General features: G+C 74.2%; 12 protein-coding genes and 1 riboswitch. Of the genes, 3 read left to right on the top strand and 9 right to left on the bottom strand.

What is annotated here, in order from left to right; genetic code table 11:
- Positions 1-100 precede the first annotated feature (100 nt).
- Positions 101-832, bottom strand: a complete 732-nt coding sequence (locus AB0P17_RS31760; protein ID WP_365816284.1) for an O-methyltransferase — start codon at positions 830-832, stop codon at positions 101-103.
- 183 nt (positions 833-1,015) lie between these two features.
- Between AB0P17_RS31760 and AB0P17_RS31765 the strand changes: the two genes are divergently transcribed.
- Complete coding sequence (locus tag AB0P17_RS31765; RefSeq protein WP_365816286.1) at positions 1,016-3,175, top strand: bifunctional glycosyltransferase 87/phosphatase PAP2 family protein; 2,160 nt, start codon at positions 1,016-1,018, stop codon at positions 3,173-3,175.
- An 82-nt stretch (positions 3,176-3,257) separates the two neighbouring features.
- Here AB0P17_RS31765 and AB0P17_RS31770 read toward each other — a convergent pair whose 3' ends face one another.
- The 5 genes from AB0P17_RS31770 to AB0P17_RS31790 all read right to left on the bottom strand — a co-directional run bounded on the left by AB0P17_RS31770 (position 3,258) and on the right by AB0P17_RS31790 (position 9,423).
- Positions 3,258-4,199, bottom strand: a complete 942-nt coding sequence (locus AB0P17_RS31770; RefSeq protein ID WP_365816288.1) for an ECF transporter S component — start codon at positions 4,197-4,199, stop codon at positions 3,258-3,260.
- Complete coding sequence (locus AB0P17_RS31775; protein WP_365816290.1) at positions 4,196-6,001, bottom strand: ATP-binding cassette domain-containing protein; 1,806 nt, start codon at positions 5,999-6,001, stop codon at positions 4,196-4,198. The genes AB0P17_RS31770 and AB0P17_RS31775 overlap by 4 nt, the downstream gene beginning before the upstream one ends.
- Entirely contained in the window at positions 5,998-7,257 is a 1,260-nt protein-coding gene (locus AB0P17_RS31780) for an energy-coupling factor transporter transmembrane protein EcfT (RefSeq protein ID WP_365816292.1), read from the bottom strand. The genes AB0P17_RS31775 and AB0P17_RS31780 overlap by 4 nt, the downstream gene beginning before the upstream one ends.
- Before the next feature lie 10 nt (positions 7,258-7,267).
- Complete coding sequence (locus AB0P17_RS31785) at positions 7,268-7,984, bottom strand: SCO2322 family protein (protein WP_365816294.1); 717 nt, start codon at positions 7,982-7,984, stop codon at positions 7,268-7,270.
- Positions 7,985-8,058: 74 nt separating this feature from the next.
- Positions 8,059-9,423, bottom strand: a complete 1,365-nt coding sequence (locus tag AB0P17_RS31790) for a prenyltransferase/squalene oxidase repeat-containing protein (protein ID WP_365816296.1) — start codon at positions 9,421-9,423, stop codon at positions 8,059-8,061.
- Between the two features lie 132 nt (positions 9,424-9,555).
- Positions 9,556-9,624, bottom strand: a riboswitch (cobalamin riboswitch).
- Positions 9,625-10,020: 396 nt separating this feature from the next.
- On the opposite strand from AB0P17_RS31790, the gene AB0P17_RS31795 reads away from it, so the two are divergent.
- Entirely contained in the window at positions 10,021-12,414 is a 2,394-nt protein-coding gene (locus AB0P17_RS31795) for an endonuclease/exonuclease/phosphatase family protein (protein ID WP_365816385.1), read from the top strand.
- A 93-nt stretch (positions 12,415-12,507) separates the two neighbouring features.
- Here the strand turns inward: AB0P17_RS31795 and AB0P17_RS31800 are convergent, their stop codons facing one another.
- Positions 12,508-13,431, bottom strand: coding sequence for a serine hydrolase (locus AB0P17_RS31800; protein WP_365816298.1), 924 nt, complete (start codon positions 13,429-13,431; stop codon positions 12,508-12,510).
- A complete protein-coding gene (locus tag AB0P17_RS31805; protein ID WP_365816300.1) occupies positions 13,428-14,381 on the bottom strand; it encodes a LysR substrate-binding domain-containing protein in 954 nt (317 codons plus the stop codon). The genes AB0P17_RS31800 and AB0P17_RS31805 overlap by 4 nt, the downstream gene beginning before the upstream one ends.
- 139 nt (positions 14,382-14,520) lie before the next feature.
- Between AB0P17_RS31805 and bla the strand changes: the two genes are divergently transcribed.
- The gene (gene bla / locus AB0P17_RS31810) at positions 14,521-15,474 is read left to right on the top strand and encodes a class A beta-lactamase (RefSeq protein ID WP_365816302.1); all 954 of its coding nucleotides are present in this window, start codon (positions 14,521-14,523) and stop codon (positions 15,472-15,474) included.
- Between the two features lie 21 nt (positions 15,475-15,495).
- Here bla and AB0P17_RS31815 read toward each other — a convergent pair whose 3' ends face one another.
- On the bottom strand, positions 15,496-15,858 hold the full coding sequence (locus AB0P17_RS31815; RefSeq protein WP_365816304.1) for an STAS domain-containing protein: 363 nt from the start codon (positions 15,856-15,858) through the stop codon (positions 15,496-15,498).
- Positions 15,859-15,972 lie beyond the last annotated feature (114 nt).

Genomic DNA, 15,972 nt, shown 5'->3' on the forward strand with positions numbered 1-15,972 from the left:
AGCGGCACGGGCCTGGGATACCCGGCCGGTTTCCTCGGCGGCCCAGCCGCCGCGGCCCCCGCCGCACTGAGCGAGCGGGACACCAAGCTCTTGACTTCCGTCAGGCCAGCACGCGGGCGAGCGCGAAGCCGTCGTACCCCTTGGTGCCGACCGTCTGCACCGCCGTCGCCGACAGCCGCGGGTTCTCCGCCATCGCCTCGATCATCCGCCGCGTACCCACCACCCCCGGGTCCGTGCTGCCGGGGTCCGCGACCGCCCCGTTCCGTACGACGTTGTCGACGACGATGAGGCTGCCCGGCCGGGTGAGCTTCAGCGCCCACTCCAGGTAGTGCGGGTTGTTCTGCTTGTCGGCGTCGATGAAGACGAAGTCGAAGGGGCCCGCTCCCTCGGTCAGCAGTACCGGCAGCGTGTCCAGCGCGGCCCCGGTCCGTACCTCGGCGATCCCGTCGAGCCCGGCGTGCGCCAGATTGGCGCGGGCCACCTCGGCGTGGGCCGGGTCGTACTCCAGGGAGATCAGCCGGCCGTCCCCGGGCAGCGCGCGGGCCAGCCAGATGGTGCTGTAGCCGCCCAGCGTGCCGATCTCCAGCACCGTACGGGCACCCTGTACGCCGGCCAGGAGATGGAGCAGCTTTCCCTGGTTCGGGGCGACCGCGATGGCGGGCAGACCGGCCGCGTCACTGGCGGTCAGGGCGGCGGAAAGGCCCTCGTCCGCCGGGGCGAGGTGATCGGTGAAATAGTGGTCGACCGCGCTCCACCGTGCCTGTTGTCCCTCTTTTCCTTGTTGTCGCCGTGTTCCCTGTCCTTCTCGCTGCCCCTGCTCTTCCTGTGACATGCGGGCCTCTCAATCGTTTCGGAGGTGCGTGCCGCTCCATCTTGATCGGTCGGGCAAGCCAAAACACGGGTGACAGTCAGGCGAAGAGGGGGTTGCCGTGGTCTTCTCCACGGGGCAGTGCGAGGCTCTATGCCCCAAGGACAGGGACATGGACGGCGTTTTCGGACGGAGGGTCGGCGCGGCGTGGTGAATGCAGAACACAGCGTGCGCGGCGGCGCGGCGGCAGGTACGGCGGGGACCGGTTTCGGTACGGCCCGCATCGTGCTCTGGCTGTTCGCCGCGGTGCTGGCGGTACGGCAGGCGGCGGTGGTGCTCAGACAGCCGCCCGGTGAACGGCTCACGGATCTGGAGACCTGGATCGGGGACAACGGCGTCCTCCACGTGACGGGATCTCTCTACGACACCGGGAGGTTCACCGGGACCCCGTTCGCCGGCCTGGTCCTCAAACCCCTGGCCAGGTCGGCCGAGCAGAGCCTCGGCGTCGTCTGGACGCTCGGCACCCTGCTGCTGGTGGTCGCCCTCGGCCTGGTCGTGGCCCGCCGCGCGCTGCCGGACGAACTCGCGCGCCGTACGGGGCTGCTGGCGGCCCCCGTCGCGATCAGCCTGCTCATGCTCTCGCTGCCGGTGCGCAACAGCTTCTCCCTCGGCCAGACCAGCATCATCCCTGTCCTGCTGGTGCTGCTCGGCTGCTTCGCCGTACGCGGTGAACGCGCCTCCGGTGTCCTCATCGGCCTCGGCGCGGCCCTCCAGCCCGCCGTCCTGCTCTTCACACCGCTGCTGTGGCTGACGGGACGGAAGAAGGCCGCCGTGACCTCGGCGGGGAGCTTCGCCGCGCTGACGGCGCTGGCGTGGGCCGCGATGCCGAACGACTCGTGGGCGTACTGGGTGCACCACGTGGCGGGCGCGGGGCTCGGCGAGCGCGCGGACAGCCTCGCCAACCAGTCCCTGCACGGCGCGCTGCTCAGGATCGGCCTCGAAGGGCCGCTGGAGGTCGTCCTCGTCATCGCCCTCGCGGCGGTCGTCGCCGTCCTCGGGCTGCGCCGGGCGGCCCGCTACGCGCGCGACGGACAGCTCCTGCTCGCCGTCGCGCTGACCGGCTGTGTCGCGATCGCGGTCTCCCCGACGGCCTGGCAGCACCAGCTGCTGTGGGTGCTGCTGGCGCTGGTCGGCCGGGTCGGCACCCGGGCCAGGGACCGGCTGGTGTGGCCCGCGGTGGTGGTGCTGGTGATGACGCTGCCGGGGAAGATGATGCTCCCCAACCTGGCGGTGCTCGCCCCGATCCGGGAGAACGTGCCGCTGGTCGCCGCGCTGGCCGCGGCCTGCGCGGTGCCGTTCCTGACCCGTGCCTCGCCGTACTTCGACCGTCCCCTCCCGACCGAGTACGCCCAGGCCGTACCCGCACGCTGGGGCCGGGTCCCGCTGGTGCCGTTCTGGAAGCGGCTGGTCAGCCGGCCCAACCTGCTGCTCGAACTGCTCGTCATCCGCGTCGGCTACTCGGCGTACTCGCAGATCCGGCTCGCCGCGACGGGCGGCCGTGAGGCGGCGGAGGAGCACGCCCGTCAGATCCACTCGATCGAGCGGGCGCTCGGGATCGACATCGAGCGCTGGGTCAACCACACCGTCGTCGACATCAAGTGGGCCGAGAACTTCTTCAACTTCTACTACACGTCGTTCCACTTCGTGGTGCCGCTGACGATCCTCGGCGTCCTGTACGTGCGCCGCCCCGCCGACTACCGCTGGGCCCGCACCTCCCTCGGCTTCGCCACGGTGCTGGCGCTGATCGGTTTCTGGTTCTACCCGCTGGCGCCACCGCGGCTGATGCCGGGGATGGGGTTCATCGACACCGTGCACGGCCCGCAGGACCTCACCAACCCGGACTACGGCGCGCTGACCGCGCTCACCAACCAGTACGCGGCGATGCCGTCGCTGCACTTCGGCTGGTCGCTGTGGTGCGGTGTGGTGATCGTGGTCCTCGCGCCCAAGCTGTGGATGAAGCTCCTCGGGCTGCTCCACCCGCTCTTCACGGTGTGCGCCATCGTCGCCACCGCCAACCACTGGGTGCTGGACGCGGTGGGCGGCGCGGCGGTCGTGAGCGCGGGCTTCGCGCTGACGTATCTGCTCGCCGGGCCGCGGCGGCTGCTGCCGCGGGTGGTGCCGAAGGCCGACCCGTTCCCGAGGAGCCGGGAGGCCGCCGACGACGCGACACCGGGCGGCGGGACCGGCCCCGGCGCGTCGGCGAAGGCCACGAAGGGCACGAAGGGCACGAAGGGCACGAAGGGCACGAACGCGGCGACGGCCGCGAAGGCCGAGGGCGCCAAGGCCGCGGGCGCGGCGGGGGAGTAGCGGCCGGAGAGGAGTGGCGGGTCCCGGAGGCCGGGGCGGTACGGACATACCGCCTCGGCCTCCGGGCCGGGCGCCGTCCCCGCTACGGCGCCGACCTCGCTTCCCCGGCCCGCCGCCTCTCGCCGGGTGCCGTCCCCGCTTCCCCGGTCGGCCTCGCCCCGGCGGCCGGCTCCGCCGTGAAGACCGCCTCCGCCTCGAACGCCGCCCGGCGCGTCGCCCTGCGCACCGCCCTGAGCAGCGCCGGGCCGGCCGTCAGGGTGAGGACGACCGTCAGCGCCGCCCGCCCCAGGTCCCAGCCGAAGGACGTCGCCGCGCAGTACGCGAGGAAGCGCGCCAGGTTGGCCTGGACCGGGTCACCCGGGTGGAAGGAGATCCCGGAGGACAGCCCGCCGAGGTACGTCCACCCCTGGAGGTTCATGACGGTGCCGTACGCGAACGCCGCGCCCGCCCCGTACAGCGCGAGCAGCACCCGCTCGGCCCGGCCGCGCAGCCGGTCCCGGTCCGGCAGCAGCCCGGCGCCCATGGTGAACCAGCCCATCGCCAGCATCTGGAACGGCAGCCAGGGACCGACCCCGCCGGTCAGCAGCGCGGACGCGAACATCGTCACCGAGCCGAGCACGAAACCGAACCCGGGTCCCAGGACCCGGCCGCTCAGCACCATCAGGAAGAACATCGGCTCCAGCCCCGCCGTGCCCGCGCCCAGGGGCCGCAGCGCCGCGCCCACGGCGGCCAGCACCCCCAGCATCGCCACCGCCTTGGCGTCCAGACCGGAGTCGGCGATGGTCGCGACGGTCACCCCCACCAGCAGCGGGAGCAGCGCGGCGAAGAGCCACGGGGCGTCGCCGGAGTGCGCGAGCCCGGAGTCGGGGCCGGCCAGCAGCGGCCAGCCGAAGGCGGCCACCCCGACCGCGCCGGTCAGGGCGAGCGCGCAGACCGCCCGCGGGCCCAGCCGTACGGCGCGTGCGGTCCGCCCGGCGCGTCCGGACCGTCCCGCCTTCCTCCCCGGGGCGGCCGGTGTCGTCATGAGGTCTCCGCCATCCCGGCGAGTGCCGTACGCACCTGGGCCACCGTCAGCCACTCCTGGGGCGCCATGACCTTCGCGACCTGGGGCGCGAACGCGGGCGACGACATCACCACACGGGGCGTCGGCCCGTCCGCCACGATCTCGCCGTCGGCCAGGATCACCACCCGGTGGGCGAGTTCGGCGGCGAGTTCCACGTCGTGCGTGGCCAGGACCACCGCGTGCCCCGCGGCGGCCAGTCCGCGCACCACGTCGACCAGCCGCGCCTTCGCCGCGTAGTCGAGGCCCCGGGTCGGCTCGTCCAGGAGCAGCAGCGACGGCCGCCCCGTGAGGACCACGGCGAGCGCCAGCGCCAGCCGCTGCCCCTCGGAGAGATCGCGCGGATGCGTGGTGCCCGCGATGCCCGGCAGGAGTTCGCCGACCAGGGTCAGACAGCTGCCCGCCGGCGCGCCCGCGTCCTCGTCGGCCGCGGCGCACTCCGCGGCGACGGTGTCGGCGTACAGCAGGTCGCGCGGCTCCTGCGGCACCAGTCCGACGTGCCGGACCATCTCGCGCGGCGGCGTACGGTGCGGGGCGCGGCCCCCGACGCGTACGGTCCCGGCGGCGGGCTCGGCCGTCCCGACCAGGGCGGCGAGCAGGGTGGACTTGCCCGCGCCGTTACGGCCCATCAGGGCCACCGTCTCGCCGGGCGCGACGGTGAGGGACACGGAGCGCAGCGCCTCGGTCCGCCCGTGCCGCACGCGCAGCCCGTCGACCGCGACCGGGCCGGAGGCGCTCTGCTCCGAGGGCGTCGGGCCCGCGGCCGTCGCGTCCGCGGCCGTCGCGTCCGCGGCCGTCGCGTCCGCGGCCGTCGCGTCCGCCGCCCGCGCGGTGCGCCTGCGGAACAGCCCGCCGAGCCCGCGGCGCTCTTCCGGAACCGGCAGAGGTTCCCGACGGGCCGGTACGGCGACGGGCGGCGCGGCCATCGGCTCCGGCACCGCCCCGGCCAGCCGCTCGCGCAGCCCCGCCGCGGCGCGCCGCGCGTCCCGTACGGAGAGGGGCAGCGGTTCCCAGCCGCTCAGCCTGCCGAGCGCCACCACCGGCGGCCGCACCGGCGACACCGCCATGATCCGCTCGGGCGCGCCGATCACCGGCGGCTGCCCGGCGCCCGGCAGCAGGATGACCTGGTCCGCGTACTGCACCACCCGCTCCAGCCGGTGTTCGGCCAGCAGGACCGTCGTCCCGAGGTCGTGCACCAGCCGTTGCAGCACCGCGAGGACCTCCTCGGCCGCCGCGGGGTCCAGCGCCGATGTCGGCTCGTCCAGGACCAGCACCTTCGGGTGCGGGGTGAGCACGGAGCCGATCGCGACGCGCTGCCGCTGTCCGCCCGAGAGCGTGGCGATGGGGCGGGCGCGCAGCTCGGCCAGGCCCAGCAGGTCCAGTGTCTCCTCGACGCGGCGCCGCATCACGTCGGGTGCCAGCCCCAGCGACTCCATGCCGTACGCCAGTTCGTCCTCGACGGTGTCGGTGACGAAGTGGGCGAGGGGGTCCTGGCCGACCGTGCCGACGAGATCGGCGAGTTCGCGCGGCTTGTGGGTACGCGTGTCCCGGCCGTCCACGGTGACCCGGCCGCGCAGCGTGCCGCCCGTGAAGTGCGGGACGAGGCCGGAGACCGTGCCGAGGAGGGTCGACTTGCCGGCGCCGGACGGACCGACGAGCAGCACCAGTTCGCCCTCGGGCACGGTGAGGTCGACCCCGCTGACGACGGGCGGGGCGTCCTGGCCGTCGCTCCCGTAGGAGACCGACACCCGCTCGAATCGGATCATGGCGCCGGCTCCTCGCGTCGGGGCGGTACTTCGGGCGTGGGCGTGGGCACGGGCGTGGGCACGGGCGTGGGCACGGGCGTGGGCACGGGCGTGGACATGGACGGCGTCGTGGCCGTGGGCGCCGGCGCCGGTGCCACGAACGCGGGCAGCAGCCCGATCAGCACCCCCGCGGCCGGCCACAGCGGCAGCGTCGGCGCCTCCAGCGGTACGACACCGGGGTGCAGCGCCGCCGGGTCGGCGGCGCCCGCCGCGATCAGGACGCCCGCGACCGCCACGCCGGACCCGGTGACCAGCCAGGCGCGGGCGCCCCAGCGGTCCGGCCGGTAGCGGGTACGGACGGACCCGCGCCCGCCGAGCCGCAGCCCCGCCGCCGCGGCGGCCACCCCGGCGGCCAGCAGCGGCGCCCCGTAGCCGGTGCCCGCCGCGGAGAGCAGCCCGTACACGCCCGCGCAGACGCCCAGCAGCCCGCCGAGGGTGAGCGCGGTGGTGGCGCGGCGGGCGCCGGGCGGCACCGGTGCCCGGCGGCCGTACCCGCGGGCGTCCATCGACGCCGCGAGCGCCACCGACCGCTCCAACGCGCCCTCCAGGACCGGCAGTCCGACCCGGAGCACCGCCCCGACCCCGCCCGTGGACCGGCCGCGCAGCCTGCGCGCGGTGCGCAGGCGGCCGACGTCGGCGACCAGGTTCGGCGCGAAGGTCATCGCCACGACGACGGCGACCCCCACCTCGTAGAGCGCGCCCGGCAGCGACTTGAGCAGCCTGACCGGGTTGGCGAGGGCGTTGGCGGCGCCGACGCAGATCAGCAGGGCCGCCAGCTTCGCGCCGTCGTACAGCGCGAACACCATCTGCTCGGCCGTCACCCGGCCGCCGATCCGCACCCCCGCCGCCCAGTCGGGCAGCGGGACCCCGGGCAGCGTGAACAGTACGGTCGACCCGGGGACCGGCGAGCCGAGGAAGACCGAGAACAGCAGCCGGACGGCGAGCACGGCCAGCCCCAGCTTGACGAAGGCGCCGTACGAACGGGCCCAGGGCGCGTCCGTACGGCGGGCCGCCACCACGTAGCCGGCGACCCCGACGAGCAGTCCGAGCAGCAAGGGGTTGGTGGTACGGGAGGCCGCCGCCGCGAGACCGAGCGCCCAGAGCCACCAGGCCCCGGCGTGGAGGGCGTTGAACCGGTTCGCCTCGGGCGCCCGCGTCGACTGGTCTCCGACGTGGTTCTCGGCGGGGTTTCCGGCGTGCTTCCCGGCGCGGCTCATGGGGGACGACTCAGCCGCGCCGGCGGCGGGCCTGCCACAGCCCGGCGGCGGCGAGGGCGGCCACGGCGGCGATCCCCGCGAAGAGGCCGAGCGAGGGACCGCCGTCCTTCCCGGGTCCGGAGGCTCCGGCGGACGGCGACGCCTCGGCCGGCTCCTGCCCGCCCGACGCCGGGTCGCCCGACGCCTGCCCGCCCGATGCCGGGTCGCCCGACGCCTGTGCGTCCGGCGTCTGTGCGTCCGGCATCCGGTCGTCCGGAACCTGCTCGCCGCAGCCGGACTCCGGGTACCCGGAGATCGCGCAGAGCAGCGCGTCGCTGTTGTAGCGCAGCGGCTTCGCCACCGCCGCGAGGGCGTCGGCGGCGGTGGCGTCCGTGCCGACCCGCGCGCACCGCGCCAGGAGCGCGGGCGGTTCTTCGCCGGCCGGGGCGTCCGCCGCCGTACCGGGGTCGACGACGACCGCGATCCGCTTGGCGCCGTCCCGCGCCGGGGTGGCGGCACAGACCTCCGCGAACTCCGGCGCGGTGCGCGGCCGGGCCGCGTCCCCGCTGTCCGCGCTCACCGCGAAGCGGAAGCCGGTGACGGTGCCGTCGGCGGGCCGGAGCACGGCCGGACCCTGGGTCGCGTACGCCCAACTCCCGCCGGTGCCCTGCCAGAACGACCAGTAGCGGTAACCGGCGGCCTGCGCCCCGCCCGCCCCCGAGCCGAGCACGAGCCCCAGAGCCACCACCGCCGGAACGAGAACCCGCCCGAGGCGACGCGACGGCCCCGCGGACCGCGTGACCCGCACCCGTCGTGGCCGTATCACGGCTGCCGGGTCTTTCTGCGGCTGAGCAGGAACCCGGTCCCGAGCGCCGCGACCACACCGATCCCGATGATCCACAGGAGCACCACGGCCCCGCCGTCGGCGATCGCGCTCTCCGCAGCGTTCCCCGGGCGCGGCTCCGGGGGCGCCACGGACTTGGGCGTGGGGCCGGTCGCGTTGAGCCGCTCCACGAGGTCGATACCGCCGAAGTTGCGCGGGTCGGTGTCCGTCGCGTACGCGGCGAAGATCAACTGGGCGTACGCGGCGGGTCCGTGCTGCTGCGCCCAGGGGCCGGAGTTCTTCTTCAGCCACTCCAGGGCGCCGGTCGCCTGGTCCCCGTAACCGGCGGCCGTCAGGGCGACCACCGCGTCCGCCGTGTTCCCGACGTCCGGCCGCGCCGCGCCGTCGTCGCCGGAATCGGTGCCGGGCAGCGGCGGCTGGTCGAGGTGGCCGGTGGCGGCGAGCGCCGAGGCGAGGTAGGAGGCGCCGTTGCGGGCGGCGCGCTCCGGGGACGGCCGCTCCGAGGCGGCGTCCGGTACGCAGGTGGGCGCGGGCCCCGCCGTGACCGGCGCGCTGACCAGCCGCTTGCCGAGCCCGGCCAGTACGGCCGCGGCCGTGGCGTCGTCGTTGGCGGTCAGCCCCCCGTCCTGGTCCGGCTGGTACGCGAAGGCCCCGGCGTCCGCGCCCGACCCCGCGTCGCACGGGATCGAGAGGGCGACGAGGGCGTCGTAGGCGTTCTTGCCCTCGGTCGCCCGGGAGCCCCGCGGCATCCGCATCGAGGTGGGCCGTACCCCGGCGGAGGTCAGCGCGCCGATCACCAGGGAGGTGGAGTTGGCGTCGCTCGGCATGCCGGGGGTGTAGCCCCAGCCGCCGTCCTTGTTCTGCGTGGCGCGCAGCCACTCCACGCTCGCCGCCATGAACGGCCGCTGGTCGCCGAGCGAGGAGAGCGCCTGGACGGCGGCCGCCGTCGAGTTGGAGTCGGTCGGGGTGTCCGCGTCGCACGGCGCGGCCGGATCGGCACGGAACGCGGCGAACCCGCCGTCGGCGCAGCGCTGCCTCTTCAGCCACCGTACGGCGTCGTTGGAGGGCCTGACGTCCGCGGCGGCCTGGCCCAGCAGGGCGAGGGACTGCCGCCAGACACCGTCGTACGTCGGGTCCTTGTCGCCGTACAGCCCGTGCGGGAGCTTCACCGACGGGGACGGGGACGGGGACGGGGACGGTGAGGACGACGGAGCGGCGGAGGAGGGAGAAGAGGACGGGGCGGGAGGGCGTACGTCGCCGCCCGCGTGGGCGGCCGGGGCGAACGCCGCGCAGAGCACGGTGGTTACGGCGAGCGCCGCGGTGCCGCGGCGAACGGTGGTCATGGGCGCTGGGCCTCTCCTGCTGGAGCCGGGGACGCCAGGCACACTGAAGTACCAGACTCCGGCCTCGTATACCTCGACGATGCCTGCCACCGGCGGTTCCGGTGGCACGAGCCGGTCACGACCGCGTACGGAGCATTCCGACTCGCCGCCGGCGAGGGCGGCTCACGGTTGCGGGTCAGTGCCGGTTTCGCACCGGCTTCCCTCCATACGGGCATGATGACGACCCGCCCACTGTACCGGCCCGTTCCGCCCGTACTCCCCGGCCCCGTCCCCGTCCCCGCCCGTCCCCGTCCGCGGTCGCCGTCGCCTGCCCCCGCCCGTCCCCGGCGCGTCACCCCGAGGGCGCTCTCCGACATGCAGGTTAAATCCGGCGAACACTCGGGAAACACTTGGCGCTTGGTTGGTACCGCCTCTTGTTCCCTCAGCATCTACGCGCGTATCTTGAGCCGACTTTTCCGTCATGCCGCCCATCCGCGACGTCACCGAAGGAACCCACGGGGGGCCCGCCGGAAGTCGCACCCGAGCAAACAGAAAGAGCCACACGTGTCTCCCTCCATACCCCCGGCCTTCCGTGGCCGCCGTGCGAAGCTCGTCGCGCTGGCGCTCCCCGTCGGTATCGCCGGTTCCCTCGTGGTCCTCCCCTTCACCGCCCAGGCCACCCCGTCCCCGGACGCCGTGATCGCCGAGGTGTTCGGCGGCGGCGGCAACTCCGGAGCCACCCTCACCAACGACTTCATCGAGCTGGGCAACGCGGGCAACGCCGCCTTCGACCTCAGCGGCTGGTCCGTGCAGTACCTGAGCGGCTCGCCCACCGCGACCTCCAAGTGGCAGGTCACCGAGTTGACCGGGGCGATCCCCGCGGGCGGCAGCTACCTGATCGAGGAGGCCAAGGGCGCGGGCGGCGACACCGCCCTGCCCACCCCGGACGCGGCCGGCACGATCGCGATGTCGGCGAGCAGCGGCACCATCGCGCTCGTCCACTCCACCACCCCGCTGACCTGCCTGACCGCCGCGGACTGCACCGCCGACGGCACGGTCAAGGACCTGGTCGGCTTCGGCACCGCCGTCGTACGGGAGAACACCCCGGCGACCGGCGCGGGCAACACCACCTCGGTCAGCAGGAACGCCGCGCTCACCGACACGGACAACAACTCCGCCGACTTCAGCGGCTCCGCGCCCTCCCCGCGCAACAGCGGAGGCGAGGGCGGCGGTGGCTCCGAGCCCTCCCCGACCCCGTCGCCCACCAGCACCACCCCCGGTGAGCTGCGCATCCACGACATCCAGGGCACCACCCGGATCTCCCCGCACGCCGGCGCCACCGTGACCGACGTGCCCGGCATCGTCACCGCCGTGCGCGGCACCGGCTCCGCGCGCGGCTACTGGGTCCAGGACCCGACGCCCGACAAGGACCCGGCGACCAGCGAGGCCGTGTTCGTCTTCACCGGCTCCGTCACCCCGCAGGTCAAGGTCGGCGACTCGGTCCTGGTCAGCGGCAAGGTCACCGAGTACTACCCGGGCGGCGCCGCGGGCGGCAACCAGTCCGTCACGGAGCTGAGCGGCCCCACCGCCACCGTCCTGTCCTCCGGCAACGCGCTGCCGGCCGCCGAGGTCGTCGACGCGACGTCGCTGCCCGAGGCGTACGCGCCCGACGCGAAGGGCGCGAACATCGAGTCGCTGGCCCTGAAGCCCACCCAGTACGCCCTGGACTGGCTGGAGTCCCGCGAGGGCATGCTGATCCGGATCAACGACAACCGCGTGGTCGGCGCCTCCAACGCGTACGGCGAGACCTGGGTCACCACCAAGCCCCAGCAGAACGCCACCCCGCGCGGCGGCACGCTCTACGGCTCCTACGACCAGCCCAACTCGGGCCGTCTGCTGGTCGCCTCGCTCACCGGCGAGAAGCTCACGGCCAACGTGGGCGACACGCTCACCGGCGCCTCGACCGGCGTGCTGGACTACTCCAACTACGGCGGCTACGGCCTCCAGACCACCACCCTCGGCAAGGTGAAGTCCGGCGGCCTCAAGCCCGAGGTGGCGAAGAAGGCGAAGTCGGACGAGCTGGCGGTGGCCACGTACAACGTGGAGAACCTCGACCCGACCGACCCGCAGGCCAAGTTCGACCGGCTGGCCGAGGGCGTCGTCAAGAACCTCTCCTCCCCCGACATCGTGAGCCTGGAGGAGATCCAGGACAACAACGGCGCCAAGGACGACGGCACGGTCGCCGCCGACAAGACCCTCGCGCAGTTCATCGAGGCGATCAAGGCCGCGGGCGGCCCGACGTACGACTGGCGCTCGGTCGACCCGCAGGACAAGGTCGACGGCGGTGAGCCCGGTGGCAACATCCGCAATGTCTTCCTCTTCAACCCCCAGCGCGTCAGCTTCGTGGACCGTCCGGGCGGCGACGCCACGACGGCCACGAAGGTCGTCAAGGCCCCCAAGACGGGCAAGGGCGGCAAGGACGGCATCACCCTGTCCGTCTCCCCGGGCCGGATCAACCCGACGTCGGACGCGTGGAAGAGCAGCCGCAAGCCGCTCGTGGGTGAGTTCACCTTCCGCGGCGAGCAGGTCTTCGTCGTCGGCAACCACTTCAACTCCAAGGGCGGCGACCAGTCGCTGCACAGCCGCTTCCAGCCGCCGGTCCTCGGCTCCGAGACCCAGCGCCTGGCGCAGGCCAAGGAGGTCAACACCTTCGTCACCAGCCTGCTCGCCCAGGACAAGCAGGCCAAGGTCGTCGTCCTCGGTGACCTGAACGACTACCCGTTCTCGGCGCCCGTCGCCGCCCTCACCAAGGGCAAGGTCCTCACGGACCTGATGGACAAGCTCCCGAAGAACGAGCGTTACAGCTACGTGTACGACGGCAACTCGCAGACCCTGGACCACATCCTGGTGAGCCCGGGCGTCAAGAAGCTCGACTACGAGGTCGTCCACATCAACGCCGAGTTCGCCGACCAGGCGAGCGACCACGACCCGCAGGTGGTCCGCATCCGCTGACCCGTGGACGGCCGGCGCAGGCCGGCCCGCCTGTGAGATGAGAGTGGCGTGTGAGTGCCCCGTGCGTGGGGCACTCACACGCCACACCCTTGTTCACGGCCCGCTGCGGGCCGCCGCCGTGGCCCGCAGCGCGTCCACGGCGATACGGGCGGCGGTGCCGATGACGGCGTCGGCCGCGGGGAGCGCGGCCGCGGGACTGGCGGCGCGGGTGAAGACGGCGACGGCGTAGCGGCCGCGGTCGGGGTACTCCACGACACCGACCTCGTTGCGGAGCGTGGGCGCGCTGCCCGTCTTCCCCGCCACATGGACGTCGTCGAAGGGGAAGCCCGAGGCCAGCCGGTGCGGCCACACCTGGAGGCCGAGCAGCCGCCGGATCGCGGCGCCGTGCTCCGGGGCGCACGCCTCGTCCCGCCAGACCGCGCCGAGCAGCCGCGTCATGTCGCGCGGGGTGCTCCGGTTGGTACGGGCCGGGTCCAGGGCCCGGAGCCGGGCGATGACCCGGGGGTCGGCCAGGGCCCGCGGCCCGCCGGGCCCCGCGTCCTCCCTGATGCTCGCGACGAACGCGCCGAAGCTGTGCACCGCGTGGGTACGGGTGAGGCCCAGGCGCCGGGTGGTGTCGTTGACGGCGTCGAGACCGACGCGCGCCAGCAGCAGTTCGGCGGCGGTGTTGTCGCTGACGGCCATCATCAGATAGGCGGCGTCCCGCAGCGAGAGCCGGGCCGGGTCGAGCATGGCGGAGAGCCCGGTGGGCCCGGCGGTACGCCCCTCCGGGGGGCAGTCGGTCTGCTCGGTCAGATCCAGCTCCCCCGCCTCGGCGCGCTGGTGGAGCGCGACGAGCAGACAGAGCTTGTGGACGCTCGCGGTGACCACCGGCTGGTCGGCGCCCACGTCGAGCCGCGCCCCGGAGTCGATGTCCTCGGCGTGCAGCCAGCCGGTGACACCGGCCTCGGCGAAGGCGGCGCGGATACGGTCGCGGGGGTGGTCCCGTGGTGGAGGGGGAGCGGGCGTCTCGGTCATATCCAGTACTCCGCCGCCGGGCGCAGATGCAGCGGTCCCGCGGGCAGGTCGGGGCCGGTGGCGGTGCGGGCCAGGGCTTCGGTGACGGTGTCGGCGAAGGCGCGGACGACGGCGTCGCCGCGCCCCCGGGGCCATGCCGCGGAGTGGCGCCGGGCGAGCGGGGCGTGGTCCAGCGGGCGCCAGACGAGGTCCGGGTCCCCGGCGGGATGCGCGCCGCGGGGGCCGAAGGCGACGGCACGGCGGGACAGCAGCAGGCCCCGGGTGAAGCTGGTGCCCTGGCCGTGCCGTACCGCGGTGGGGGTGTAGCCGTGGCGGGCGCAGGTGGTCAGCAGGTCGTCGTGGACGGCCGGGGCGTGGGCGCGCGGGAAGAGGATCAGCTCGTACCCGGTGAGCGCGGAGAGCGGGACCGTGCCGAGCCGGGCCGCCGGGGCGTCGTGCGGCAGCAGGACGCCCAGCTCGTGCCGGAGCACCCGGTCCAGTTCCAGCCCGGAGACGTCGCACGGGTGGTGGATGAGCCCGACGTCCAGCTCGTGGGCGGCGAGCCGGGCGAGCTGCTCGGCGGTCGACAGCTCGTGCAGCTCCAGCTCCACACCACCGCGGCGCTCCTGGAAACCCGCGAGGATCGCCGCGACGGTCTCGCCGGTTATGTCCGGGGGCAGGGCGGCGCGCAGCAGTCCGCTGTGGCCCTCCTGGACGCGGCGCGCGGTGGCGAGCAGCGCCTCGGAGTGGGCGAGCAGCCGGCGCGCGTCCTCCAGCAGGAGGGTGCCGCCCTTGGTGATCGTGACCTGTCGGCTGGAGCGCTCGAAGAGGCGTACCCCCAGCTCCCGTTCGAGACGCTGGATGCGCTGCGACAGGGGTGGCTGGGCCATACCGAGACGTCGGGCCGCCCGGCCGAAATGTAACTCTTCGGCAACAGCCACAAAGCACTGCAGATGACGTACCAGGTCCACGACCAGCAACCATATTGCAGATTGATCGATCCGAGATCCATATCCGTCTTGGACGGGAGCGGGCGGCCGCTGGTCTGCTCCGAACACACGCCGAAACCCCATCGAACGCACGCCCGTACATACAGAAAGCAGGCGACTCATGCGCACCCGTGTCTCCCGCCGTACCGCGCTCGGCACCCTGGCCGGCCTCGCGACCCTCCCGGTCATCGGATGCTCCACCGCCACCTCGGAGGCCGCGACGCGCACCGCGTCCGCCACCGCGACCATCCCACCCGCCCCGGCTCCCTCCCCGGCCCCGGCGGCGGACCGGCGCCGTACCGACCGCGCCTTCGGTGAACTGGAGCGGAAGTACGACGCCCGGCTCGGGGTGTACGCGCTCGACACCGGCAGCGGACGGTACGTCGCCCACCGGTCCGACGAGCGCTTCCCGTACGCGTCCACGTTCAAGGCGCTGCTCGCCGGGGCCGTACTGGACAAGTTCTCCCCGCGGGAGATGGAGCGGCGGGTGCGGTACGACCGCGACGTACTCGTCGACCACTCGCCCATCACCGAGCAGCACCTCGACACCGGCATGACCCTGCGCGAGCTGTGCGACGCCACCGTCCGGTACAGCGACAACGCCGCCGCCAACCTCCTCCTCCCGGAGATCGGCGGTCCCAAGGGGCTGCAGCACGCCCTGCGCGCCCTGGGCGACCGCACCACCCGGTGCGACCGGTACGAGACGGACCTCAGCGAGGGGACCCCCGGCGACCCGCGCGACACCAGCACGGCCCGCGCCCTCGCCACCGACCTGCGCGCCTACGTCGTCGACGACGTCCTGCCCGCCGGCAAGCGGGCCGTGCTGACGGACTGGCTCGTCCGCAACACCACCGGCGACCGGCTCATCCGCGCCGGCGCCCCGGCCGGCTGGCGGGTCGGCGACAAGACCGGCAGCGCCGGCTACGGCACCCGCAACGACATCGCCGTCGTCTGGCCCCCCGGCGCCGCCCCGATCACCCTCGCCGTCCTCTCCAGCCGGGGCATCCGGGACGCCGCGTACGACGACGCCCTCATCGCCGAGGCCGCGAAAGTCGCCCTCGACACCTTCGCGTAGCCCGCGGAACGCGGTGGGGCGTCAGTTCGCCGACGAGTCCGGGGCGGTGTCGCACGGCGCCGTCAGGTGGGCGAACGTACGGGTGACGTCGAGGACCCGGCGTACCGGGGGCGAGCAGTGGAGCAGTGAGAGGTCCCCGCCCGCCCGGCGGCTCGCGCGGCGCTGGCTGAGGAGGAGGCCGAGGCCCGTGGAGTCCATGAAGGGCACGTGGCTGAAGTCCAGTTCGACGTACCGGTGCGCCAGCGGGGCCAGGGCGGCGAAGAGGTCGGGGCCCGTGTCGCAGTCGAGTTCGCCGCGGACCCGGACCAGGAGGTGGCGCGGGCCGTTGACGATCTCGACGCTGAGAGGGGCGTACGGCGGCACGGCAGAGATGGGGGACCTCACTCCTCCGGTGAACGGGCGGGCGCAACGACCGAGCACGGTACACGGCCCGCTACGTGGAGTTGGCGCTTCTTCACCCGGGCGCGCCACCGGCGCCGGCGGTCCCGTCGTGGCGCG

It is taken from the genome of Streptomyces sp. NPDC088124, assembly GCF_040685895.1.
GTDB lineage: Bacteria > Actinomycetota > Actinomycetes > Streptomycetales > Streptomycetaceae > Streptomyces.